The organism is Chloroflexota bacterium (genome assembly GCA_026389585.1).
Lineage (GTDB): Bacteria > Chloroflexota > Dehalococcoidia > UBA2247 > RBG-13-53-26 > JAPLHP01.
In genome coordinates, this window is record JAPLHP010000029.1 from 1 (window position 1) to 7832 (window position 7832).

A 7832-nucleotide genomic window follows, 5' to 3' on the forward strand; every position below is an offset into this window, starting at 1 on the left:
GGTTTTCTGGGCGCGAACCCAAGCTTCGAGAATCCGCTGCTGCTCCGGGGTCAACGCGATGGGGTCAGTTGTTTTCCACATGCAGACAGTATAAACCAAACCCCCATCATTGTCAAGTTATTAGCGATACACTAGACTAGCATCGATACTATCGAGATCATTAGGATCAATCGAACTGATGGCAGGACTCACAGCCTTATCGATAGCATCACCGATTGCTTCCCAATTTGCCCTCTTCTTTGATAGCTCAGTTTTAACTACCTCAAATGCATCTTGTAATGCTGTACTGGAAGTCTGGAATCCTGCCCTTTTCTCTTGTGCCATATACACCCCCTTTGAGAGTCAACGTGATAGGGAGTATAAGCGTGACTACACCTAAATGCAAGAGAACCCATCCTTCGCAGGGTGACAGCGCCTTGCAGCCCACTCTAACAGCAGACGTGAGCTACCAGCAGATCAAGAGCAAGGTCATCCTTCCACTTTCCTGTCTTGATAGCCATATCCGTTTCCAGCAGCTTTTCGTAGACTTCTACCAATCGCGGCATAGGATAGCCAGCACTCTGCCCCAGAAGCCTCTCAATAGGGTAATTGGGGGAGAGTCCCAGGTATTCCCGCTTTTCCATTAGAGAAGTCCCTTGTCCACTGATCTCAAGTGCCTGAACCATTAGACGAAGTTGCCGCGCCAGCATGACCAGTATATAAGCAGGAGCCATCCCCTCGGCAAATGATTGGTGCAGGAGGCGCATGGCAGCAGACTCCTTTTTTTCGACTATGGCATCTACCAAAGCAAAGATAGATGCCTCCCTGGCATAGCTGGTCGTTTGTCTTATATCTTCCTCTTCAATACGCCTTCCCTGCGCATAAAGACACAGCTTATCGATTTCGCTGGCTAACAACCACAGATTGTCACCGCCTAGCTCAGTCAATAGTTTCAGCGCCCGGGGTGATATGCTGCCGCCACATTTTGCTACCCGGGAGCGGATCCAATTCTGTAAGCTGTCCCTTTTAAGAAGTGGGAATTCCCACACTTTGGAAATTGCTGCGATTCTTTTGAGCAAAGGATTGCCCCTGGCTATCTTCCCATCGACCAACATAAGCACAGTAGTGGGAGGCATGTTGGAGGCGTGTTCGTTCAGGCTCTTCCATTCATTCCAATCAGGGTCACGTCCGCCCGTCTTTTGCTCAAAGCGGCTGAGCAGCCCCTCCACAACCACCAGTCGATTGGTCGCCAGAAATGGAATCGTATTGCAGGCGCTCATAAGCTGGGCTATGGTTAAGTGGCTACCTTCAAAAGTGGTTGTGTTGATTGCCAGGGATTCGCTATCGCCCAGTTCTTTCTTGAGCTCAGCCATCTTTCCCCTTAAGGAGAAATCATCAAGGCCAAAAAGTATGTATATCAACCCTTATTCACCCTGCAAATTCTACCACAGCGATATCTGGCAAGCCATAACTGAGTGTGGTAAGCTGGATTCGACAAAATGGAACTTGGCATCATTGGCCTACCCAAGAGCGGCAAGACGACTCTGTTCAACAGCCTCACCAAAGGTAGAATTGAGACTCATGCCTTTGGCCCGCCTAACCTGGAGCCGAACCTTGGGGTAGCTAAAGTCCCCGACCTACGCCTGAATGGACTGCAAGCTGTCTTGAATCCAAAGAGAGTCGTCCCTGCTGAGGTCAAATATGTAGATGTGGCTATCTCCAAAGGCAAAGGGGGGGGACTGAGCGGTGAATCCCGGACTCACCTCAGCAAGGCAGATGCTTTCATCCACGTGGTAAGAGCCTTTTCGGACGAGAGCATTCCACATCCCGAAGGCAGCATAGATGCAGCGCGAGACATCAGCATGGTGAACGTAGAGCTTATCCTCTCTGATCTGGCTATTGTCGAGCGGAGGTTGACTCGAATCGAGGACTTACTCAAAGGGGCGAAACCACCGGACCGAGAGCGTCTCTTTCAAGAGCAAGCTCTGCTCTTACGGATCAGATCTGCACTGGAGAAAGAGATACCTGTTCGGGAACAACCACCGACTAAGGATGAGGCCAGGATAATGGAAAACTATCAGTTCCTCACTGCCAAACCCCAATTACTCGTACTTAATATCGGAGAGGCACAAATACCACAAGCGTCTCAGCTTGAGGAAGAGCTAAGACATCGCTATCCCGGAATCGGGGTGGCCGCAGTTTGCAGCAAGCTGGAAATGGAACTGAGTCAGCTAACTGAGGCTGAGGCTATGGAATTCCGTTCAGCCCTTGGGGTTAACGAGGGGGTGGTAGATCGCATCATCAGGCTTTCCTACGAGCTCCTGGGGCTGATATCCTTCTTCAGCATTGCCTCCGGGGAGATAAGATCCTGGACAGTGCCGCAGGGTACTCCCGCTCCCAAGGCAGCAGGCAAGATCCACTCAGACATGGAGAGAGGCTTCATCAGGGCTGAGGTTATGGCTTATCCGGATCTGGTCGCCTGTGGGAGCCTGGCCGAGGCGCGCAAGGAGGGGTCACTCCGGTTGGAGGGTAAGAACTACATCGTTCATGATGGCGATGTCATCACCTTCCTTTTTAGCGTTTAGTTATTAGATGATGAATACAACATTGCTCCTGGTAAGGCACGCCCAGACTGCATCAAATACAAAAGGACGCTACATGGGATGGATGGACGAGGATTTGAGTGAGGAAGGTGTCTGGCAAGCAGAGCAACTCTCACAGAGATTGCGCCATTGGCCAATCTCTGCCATTTTCAGCAGTCCCCTGGAGAGAGCCTGGCAAAGGTTAATGAGAGAGCTATATCGGCTTTGGAGACTGTAATGAGGGACAACCAGGGGCAACAGGTCCTTGCAGTCACTCATGATGTTATAGTAAGGCTACTGGTGGCCTATTGCCTCCAGGCGAGTACCTCGATTTATCGTCGCCTCGAAGTAACTAATGCCTCACTGACAGTGATTCAACGTACCAGCGATAGATACAGGCTTTGTTTGTTGAATGATACCGGGCATCTGGAAGGCAAATTCCTTGCCGCTGGAAGAGATCATCTCTAGCCTCAACCAAGTCTGGCTAACCCTCAAGAGGTTGGCCTTTGCTGTGCGTTAGTTTGACAGCCCCATGCCATTGTCCTAGAATCAGCCCAGCAATCTCAACACATGCCAGTAAAGATAGTCACTGACAGCACCTCGGACATTCCACCTCAGATAGCTAAAGAGCTAGAAATCTGTGTAATGCCCCTATATGTGAATTTCGGCAATAATGAGGTTTACCGCGATGGTGTTGACTTAAGCCCGGAGGAATTCTACCGCAAGTTGACAACATCTAAACGCCTTCCCACCACCTCTACCGTGTCACCAAGCGAATTCTCGCAGGTATGCGATAGGCTGGCTGAGCAGACCGATGAAGTTCTAGCTATCCTGCTCTCCTCTAAGCTAAGTGCTACTTATGATATGGCCCTGCAGGGCAAAGAACTGATGAAGACAAAGAATCGCCGGGTGCGGGTGGAAGTAATCGATTCTCAGCTCATGTGCATGGCTCTCGGACTGGTAGCTATCGCTGCCGCCAAGGAAGCCCAGAAAGGAGCCAGTCTCGACCAGATTATTGCTGTGGCAAACAGTGTGCGCTCCAGGATGCGTATTCGTATGGCCTTTGACACCTTGGAATATGTCAGGAAAGGCGGACGCATTGGAGCAGCACAAGCTTTTCTGGGTACAATGTTAGACCTTAAGCCAATCCTCACTCTAAAGGACGGTATTACCACTCCGGTGACCAGGGAACGCACCCGGGCTAAAGCCATCGAGCATCTGCGCCGATTCGCCACAAGCTTCACCAATGTGGAAGAAATGGCATTGGCATACACCACTACCCCCGAGGATACCGCAGCACTTCTTCAAAAGCTGGACTCCACCTTCCCCAAGGAGCGTGTCTATATTTCCACTATTAACGCAGTCGTGGGTACACATTTGGGGCCAGGTGCTCTGGGTATAGCTGTGTTGGAGGGCAAGTGATCAAACCGTGGTATCAGGGCCAATCTTCTCGGCGGCTGTTAAGCGGCTGCCTTCGGTAACTATCACGTTGTCCCCGATAACCGCACCCCCGTCAACAAGGCAGCCTTCGCCGATAGAACTGTTATCACCTATGACGCACTCACTTAAAGAAGCCTTCTTCGCCACCACAACATTGCGCCACAAAACGGCCCTGTCGATCAATGCGCCATCAAGAATCCTGCAGCCATCCCCCACGACTGACGGCCCCTGTATTCGAACTCCTGCACCGATACTGCAGTTGGTTCCCAGCACCACCGGGCCTTCTATTATCGCCGTCGGATGAATGAGACATCCCTTCTCACAGTCTGTTCTCTCGCGCCTCATCTGACCACAAGCAACTGCAGTGCCCTTACCCTGAAGGAGATCGTACTGCAGTTGACGGTACTTCTGGGGGGTTCCAATGTCTATCCAGTAAGCATCAGAGGAATAGCCATAGACGGGTACACCCTTGGCCAGCAGCATGGGGAACAGGTGGCGTTCAAACATAAAAGGGGTGTTCGGGGGGATATCCCCGATGGCCTCTCGGTCCAGGATATACGTGCCGGCATTGATCAGATTAGAGGTTACCTCATCCCGCGGCGGCTTCTCCACAAAACGCTTCACCCTCCGGCGGGAGTCCATCTCCACCACTCCATAGGCTGTTGGATCTTCAACAGGGGTCAGGGCAATAGTAACCTTCGCCTTCCGTTTGCGATGGAAAGACAGCATTGCCCGCAGATCCAGGTCCGTGAAGATGTCCCCGTTGAATACGAAGAAAACTTCGTCAAGATATTTATCGGCATTCCTCACCGCCCCTGCAGTGCCCAGAGGCGTCTCCTCCATGACATAGGTCAATTTCACCCCGAAACTGCTGCCATCCCCAAAATAGCTCTCAATGCAATCAGGCAGGTAACACAGGGTCACAATAATGTCATCTACACCATGCCCAGCAAGGTAGCGAATGAGGTGTTCCAGAAAAGGCTTGTTCAACACAGGAACCATAGCCTTGACCGTGTTGCACGTTAGCGGACGCAGTCGGGTTCCTTGCCCCCCAACCAGTAGAACAGCCTGCATCTTTACCTCTCTGTACCCTCCATGGGTTGTATAGCCTGTAATCTGCTTGCCACACATTATACATAGCCCCTGCTGAAAAGCTCAACCCTCCTACCAAAACTCGGAGCGATCTGCAGCAGACTCTGCACATGTGACAGATTCGGACGTCACGGTGAAGAATAAAGGAGATCGTGGTAGGCAAGAAGGCCACCCGGCAACAAAGTGTTAAGCAGAATGTTAAGCATTTCGGGTCAAGACAGGGTTGCCACAGGTGGCTCTTCCAGCTATAATTCCCAATTGAGCACTGGGGAATCGTCTAGCGGTAGGACAGCGGACTCTGAATCCGTCAGCCGTGGTTCGAATCCACGTTCCCCAGCTTGATATGTGAAGGGAAAACGGGATGGAAGTCGCAACAAAACATGGGTGTAGGCCAACAGATTTTTACAGGGGCACGCATAGGCGCGTGCTCACCTGGGCCAACGGATTTTCGAGAGTTGGAGGTATTTCTACTTAGTCGTAGAGTCGAGAACTGTAGCCCTGCCACTCTTAAGACGTACCGGCAACGTATCGGTGCCTTCTTGGTGTGTTGCGGTAAAGCGGTGACTGAGATTGAGAGGTCAGACGTCGAGAGGTATCTGCTGTCTCTGAAAGACAAGGGGCGCAGTCCGCACTATGTCAGGTCTAACTATCGTGAGTTGCGGGTGTTCTTCTCCTGGCTGCTGCTTGATGGGGTGCTATCAAAGTCGCCTATGAAAAACATCGGGTGTCCGAAAGTTCCCAGGTACGCCAAAGAGTTTCTGCCTGATCGGGACTTCGCGCGGCTGCTGTCTCTCTGTATTGTGGATGATTTCCGCGGGGCTCGCAATGCTGCCTGGCTGTGGTTGCTGTGGTCAACGGGTGGGCGCTGGCACGAGATGGCAAACTTAAGGCTGGCCGATCTCGATTGGAACAAGCATAGGATCAAGGTATTCGGTAAAGGTTCCAAAGAGCGCTTTGTGCCTTTTACCCGAGAAGCTGAGAAAGCGGTGTATGTGTACCTCAAGGCACGTAGCCGGTATCTTTCCGAGGACGGGTTCCCTGAGCTATGGATTGGGGAGGAACGGAGGCCCCTTAGTGCTCTTGGCCTGCAGTCGGTGACGAAGCGTTTGTATCAGAGATCGGGGGTTAGGGTTAAGGACATGCACCATGTCTTTCGGCGTACATGGGCGTGGCGCAACCTCAAGGCTGGTATCTCGCCAAAATTTGTGCAGCTTATTGGGGGGTGGGATACCCTGGCCGTGTTGGAGCAATATGTTAAGAGAATGACAAGCGAGGATGCTCTAAACTTGGACTGGAGATAGCTGCCCGGGCCTGACTTGAAGTGAGATCGACCTGCTGGGGACGGGACTTATCGGGGCTGCCCGCTGGGTACGTTTGGGATTCCGCGCTAGCGGCACTATGGGCCGTATGTACCCCGGGCGAAGAGTGGTGGAAAGGGGTTGCCGCGGCGAGAAATCAACGTTGACCACAAAAGGGACCTCCCTGGGCCGAGTACTGGGCGGCAAGATTGACTGATGATCATGCCGCATGTGGTCGGGCTACTTCGCCCAAGCGTCCTTGAGGTCGGCTGAGGATGGCAACTGGGCCCTGGCCTTCGGTCCCTGGCGCTGGTAGCGGAGTTTACCGGCGACATAGTTAAGGTGAGATCCTGCTCTGAACAGATGTTGTATGGTTCTGTTGAGAGTCCAGCGTTTGCAAGCTGCCAGTAGGCTCTTACTACGTCTCGCACATCTGAGAAGTCCCGCCTGGTGTCCAGGTTGCCTACGCATATTACCGGCTCCTGCCTCCCTGCTTCTATGAGTGCGATCTGCAGGGCAAAGTTGGACGTGGCAAACATGCTGCCTCGTCTAGGCCCGGTGTGGTTGAACGCACGGGATATGGCTATCGGCATGTTATAGGTTGTAGCGTACTGGTGGCACAGGTACTCGCCTGCTATCTTGCTGACTGCGTACTGGGACATAGGGCGGAACTGCTGAGTCTCTGCTATGGGGAGTTCGGTTTCAAGGACATGGCCGTACTCTTCACTCGTGCCGGCAAAGTGTATGACTGTTTCAGGCGACGATGCTCTTACGGCCTCCAGTATGTTTAGTGTGCCCTGTAGGTTCGCCTGCATTGTCATGGATGGTGCGACAAAGGACATGGGCACGAAGCTCTGCGCTGCCAGGTGGAAAACAATGTCTGGCAAAGACTGTGCCATCGCCTTGGCGACTGATTGCGGGTCGGTCAAGTCGCACTGTAAGAGGGTGACAGGGCTCTCTATGTTCTCCGTAGAACTGCGCGGCCTGACGGTGCCGAAAACCTCGATGCCGCCTAGCTTGTTGATGTAGTCTGCCAGGTGGCTGCCTGCGAAGCCTGTCACTCCCGTGATAAGGACGCGCTGAACTTTACCCACTCTTACCTCCTTTTCTGTGGTTTCGTCGGTGGCTCGTTGCTGACGGTTTCGACTGCGGCCTCTTCAAAGTCTTTGCCGCAGCCGTTGCAGTGCCATGACTTCTCGTTTGGGGTTATGTCGGCACTAGTGCAGTGGGGACACCTGGCTATGAAGTCTTGCATCGGTTAAATACCTCCTTTCTGGCTGTCTTTGGTTTGGCTCTTGCAAGCTAGTCTAGTGTATCGCTAATAACTTGACAATGATGGGGGTTTGGTTTATACTGTCTGCATGTGGAAAACAACTGACCCCATCGCGTTGACCCCGGAGCAGCAGCGGATTCTCGAAGCTTGGGTTCGCGCCCAGAAAAC

9 protein-coding genes and 1 tRNA gene are annotated in these 7832 nt (G+C 52.5%); 5 read left to right on the plus strand and 5 right to left on the minus strand.

What is annotated here, in order from left to right; translation table 11 throughout:
* Positions 1 to 120: 120 nt before the first annotated feature.
* Positions 121 to 324, minus strand: coding sequence for a hypothetical protein (locus NTZ04_02280; GenBank protein ID MCX5991148.1), 204 nt, complete (start codon positions 322 to 324; stop codon positions 121 to 123).
* Positions 325 to 428: 104 nt separating this feature from the next.
* Positions 429 to 1400, minus strand: a complete 972-nt coding sequence (gene holA, locus NTZ04_02285; GenBank protein MCX5991149.1) for a DNA polymerase III subunit delta — start codon at positions 1398 to 1400, stop codon at positions 429 to 431.
* A 78-nt stretch (positions 1401 to 1478) separates the two neighbouring features.
* Between holA and ychF the strand changes: the two genes are divergently transcribed.
* The 3 genes from ychF (at position 1479) to NTZ04_02300 (ending at position 3983) form a co-directional block, all read left to right on the plus strand.
* Entirely contained in the window at positions 1479 to 2564 is a 1086-nt protein-coding gene (gene ychF / locus NTZ04_02290; GenBank protein MCX5991150.1) for a redox-regulated ATPase YchF, read from the plus strand.
* Positions 2565 to 2711: 147 nt separating this feature from the next.
* The gene (locus NTZ04_02295) at positions 2712 to 3029 is read left to right on the plus strand and encodes a histidine phosphatase family protein (GenBank protein MCX5991151.1); all 318 of its coding nucleotides are present in this window, start codon (positions 2712 to 2714) and stop codon (positions 3027 to 3029) included.
* A gap of 102 nt (positions 3030 to 3131) precedes the next feature.
* Positions 3132 to 3983 (plus strand): DegV family protein, encoded by an 852-nt coding sequence (locus tag NTZ04_02300; GenBank protein ID MCX5991152.1) that lies wholly within the window; start codon positions 3132 to 3134, stop codon positions 3981 to 3983.
* On the opposite strand, the gene NTZ04_02305 is transcribed toward NTZ04_02300, so the two are convergent.
* Positions 3984 to 5132 carry an NDP-sugar synthase gene (locus tag NTZ04_02305; GenBank protein MCX5991153.1) on the minus strand — a complete coding sequence of 383 codons (1149 nt, stop codon included), beginning with the start codon at positions 5130 to 5132 and terminating at the stop codon, positions 3984 to 3986. It abuts the gene before it with no gap.
* 227 nt (positions 5133 to 5359) lie between these two features.
* On the opposite strand from NTZ04_02305, the gene NTZ04_02310 reads away from it, so the two are divergent.
* Positions 5360 to 5430, plus strand: a tRNA-Gln gene (locus NTZ04_02310).
* Between the two features lie 43 nt (positions 5431 to 5473).
* Complete coding sequence (locus NTZ04_02315) at positions 5474 to 6394, plus strand: tyrosine-type recombinase/integrase (protein ID MCX5991154.1); 921 nt, start codon at positions 5474 to 5476, stop codon at positions 6392 to 6394.
* A gap of 95 nt (positions 6395 to 6489) precedes the next feature.
* Here NTZ04_02315 and NTZ04_02320 read toward each other — a convergent pair whose 3' ends face one another.
* Both NTZ04_02320 and NTZ04_02325 read right to left on the minus strand, forming a co-directional pair.
* Positions 6490 to 7485: a GDP-mannose 4,6-dehydratase gene (locus NTZ04_02320; protein MCX5991155.1), complete on the minus strand. Its 996-nt coding sequence runs from the start codon at positions 7483 to 7485 to the stop codon at positions 6490 to 6492.
* 2 nt (positions 7486 to 7487) lie between these two features.
* A complete protein-coding gene (locus NTZ04_02325) occupies positions 7488 to 7646 on the minus strand; it encodes a hypothetical protein (protein ID MCX5991156.1) in 159 nt (52 codons plus the stop codon).
* Between the last annotated feature and the right edge of the window lie 186 nt (positions 7647 to 7832).